This is a genomic window from Pseudomonas sp. R1-6, from assembly GCF_051132115.1.
Classification (GTDB): domain Bacteria; phylum Pseudomonadota; class Gammaproteobacteria; order Pseudomonadales; family Pseudomonadaceae; genus Aquipseudomonas.
Genome location: NZ_CP071662.1, coordinates 3,707,299 through 3,710,410 on the forward strand (window position 1 = coordinate 3,707,299; position 3,112 = coordinate 3,710,410).

1 protein-coding gene is annotated in these 3,112 nt (G+C 58.5%); it reads right to left on the minus strand.

Annotated elements, in window-relative coordinates; genetic code table 11:
* Positions 1–297: 297 nt before the first annotated feature.
* Entirely contained in the window at positions 298–2,757 is a 2,460-nt protein-coding gene (locus J3P81_RS16725) for a TonB-dependent siderophore receptor (RefSeq protein WP_434559878.1), read from the minus strand.
* Between the last annotated feature and the right edge of the window lie 355 nt (positions 2,758–3,112).

Here is a 3,112-nt window from a genome sequence, read left to right on the forward strand (position 1 = left end):
CTGATTTTGCAGCGACGGACAAAGCCTATCCCCATCGCTTCCGAACCACCAACCGACACGACTCGTCAGAAATGTCCGGCTCGCCACATTTTTTGTAGGACACAGGTTCCTGTGGCGAGGGAGCTTGCTCCCGCTCGGCTGCGCAGCAGACGCCGTTTTTCAGTTCAGGAACTCTGGGGTCGCTTCGCAACCCAGCGGGAGCAAGCTCCCTCGCCACGGGGTTTGCGTTTTCAGCGAAATTAATCCCATAAAAAAACCGACCCGTGTAAGTGGGTCGGTTTTTTTATTTGCAGGCAATCAGAACTGCGGCGTGTACTTCACCGTGAACATCAAATTACGCGGATCGCCAAAGTTGTTGTTGCCATTGAGTTGGTTGTAAGCCGGCGTTATGTAGGTCTTGTCGAACAGGTTGTTGGCATTGACCGCCAGATCGATCTCAGACGTCAACTTGTAGCCGACACGGGCGTTCCATACGGTATAACCCGGTACGTCATGGTTCAGATCGTAGACCTGCGTATGGCTTTGGGTGGTGAAGCCCAGGCCGGCGCTCGCACGGTTCCAGTCGCCGGTGAACTGGTAGTTGCCCCACACGCGCAGCATGTGTTTCGGCGTCCAGGTACTGAAGATACTGCCTTCGTTGATCGGATCTTCCAGGTACTTCGTCGTGTTATAGGTGTAGCCCGCGAACAACTGCAAGTTGTCTACCACTTCACCGCTGATTTCGGCCTCGATGCCTTGGCTGCGCACTTTCCCGGAGGCAGAAGAGCAGTTCACCCCAGTGCAGCTAGGGATGTTGACGGCGCGGTTTTCGTGGTCGTAGCGGAACACAGCCAAGGAGGTATTGACCCGTCCATCCATCAACTCGCCCTTGAGGCCGACTTCGTAGTTTTTGCCAACAATGGGCTTGAGTACCGAACCACTGGGATCGACGTTGGTCTGCGGTTGGAACACGTCGGTATAGCTGGCGTAAACCGCCCACTCACGGCTCAGATCATAGACGACACCGGCATAGGGCGTGACCACGCCGGTTTCGGTTGAGTAGCTTGGCGTGTTGCGTGTAATTCCGGCTGCGAGTTCATTTTTCGACTTGTAGCTGAAGTCGTACCAGCTGACCCGGGAACCCAGGATCAGTGTCAGGTCATCCACCGGCTTGACGCGCCAGGTGCCGTATATGCCTTTCTGGCGCACGTCGTACTTGCTGAGGACGCCCATGCCACCCGCAGCGATCAAACTGTCGTAGCTGATGTCCGGGCGGTCATTGTCAAGGTCGAAGATCGAGTCGCTGGTGCTGTTGAAGGTACGGGCATATTTATCATCCGTCTCCAATTGGGAGAAGTTGCCACCCAGCATGACCTCCTGTTCCATCGACAAGGCTTCGAACTTGCCGGTCAGGTTCATGTCGAGACCGGTCTTGGTAGACTGGAAGTCGGTCAGGAAGTCGGCATATTGCACGCCACTGCCATCGGGCAAGAGACCACCGTTTCTTTGGACGCGCTGGTTCTTCGCCTGGTTGTCCTCAGTCATGTACACGCCCCCCACCTTGAACGCCCAATCCTCATTGAAGCGATGCTCCAGATCGGCATAGTAGGTGGTGACATCGATTTCCGACCGGTTCCAACGCGCGCCGGTGTAGGTGGAGCGCGACACGTCCGGCATCGAGCCATCGGCGTAGCGCGGCAAACCACGAATGTTGCCGCGCGATTCGCCATTGGATTGGCTGACCGCCAAGCCCAGGGTGGTGTCTTCGCTCAGGTCGATGTCCAACGAGCCGTACAGCGAGTGGGTTTTGGTCCACGCGTGGTCGATGAATGAGTTGCTCTGGTCTTCGTCGGCAACGATACGGCCGCGGATGTTGCCAGCGTCGTTCAGCGGACCGCCAGCGTCCAGCTGCAAGCCGTAGTGGTCCCAGGAACCGGCCTTGCCCGTCAGGGTCACGGTCGGTGTGCTCTGGCCACGCTTGCGCACCAGGTTGACAGCGCCGCCGGGGCTGCCGGTACCTTGCAGCAAGCCGGACGCGCCACGAAGGATCTCCAGGCGGTCGTAGAAAATCAGGTCCTGGGTCGCCCAGTTGCCCAGCGAGTAGGTATTACGCGGGATCGGCACACCGTCGTACTGCCAATCGTCGATCTGGAAACCGCGCGACGACAGGATCATGCCCTGCCCCACGCCCTGCAGGCCGACAATGCCGGTGGTCTGGTTGACGGCGTCCTTGAGGTTGACCAGGTTCTGGTCATCCATCTGCTTGCGCGTCATCACGGTGATCGACTGGGGAATTTCCTTGAGGGTGTGGGTGCCCTTGCCGATCGTCACGGCGTTGCTGGTGTACGAGTTGCTGCCTTCGGTCGTTGCAGCCAACTGTTCGGCGTTGATGGTCGTTGCGCCCAGTTCCAGGCCCGCGGGGGAGCCCTTCACCAATATCAGGGTGTTGCCCTCGAGGCTGTAGCGCACGCCGGTGCCCTTGAGCAATTCGGTGATGGCCGCCTGCGGGCTCATCTTGCCGCTGACGCGGTTGCTTTTCAGGCCGGCCAACTCGTCGACGTTGTAGATCATTTGTTGGTTGGTTTGCTGGCCGAACGCTTGCAGCGCCTGCGGCAGCGGTTGCGCTGGGATGTTGACACTGACGTCTTCGGCCATCACCTGGGTGCTCAACGGCAACACACAGACCAGACCCAAGCCCGTCAACACCCGCCGCGAACGCAGGCCGCGGGACATGACAAGTGCCTTGAACAGCGGTTTCAACTCATGAATTGCCGACATCGTGCTCTCTTATTGATAGAAGTGAAAAGCCCATGGGGCCGAAGGGCCTGCCGTTCGCCAGCGCGGATTACCTGCTGACCGACCCCTCCCCGGGCACGGTCATCCGGCTGAACGACAGCGACATGTTTTCTGGACACAACCGGCGCCTGGGCTGCCTTGCCCGAGCCGATTCGCCCGCATTCCTTAGTAAGACGAAGCACCTTGGAAAAACCGGAATGAGTTTATTTATCATTTGCACGAAAGTTACAAAAAAGGCCGACGCGTGCTGGCGTCGGCCTTTTGTTGGTTGAGCATCGTTCCCAGGCTTTCGCGTGGGAACGCCGCCAGGGACCCTCTGCACTGCGTTTAGCTCAGA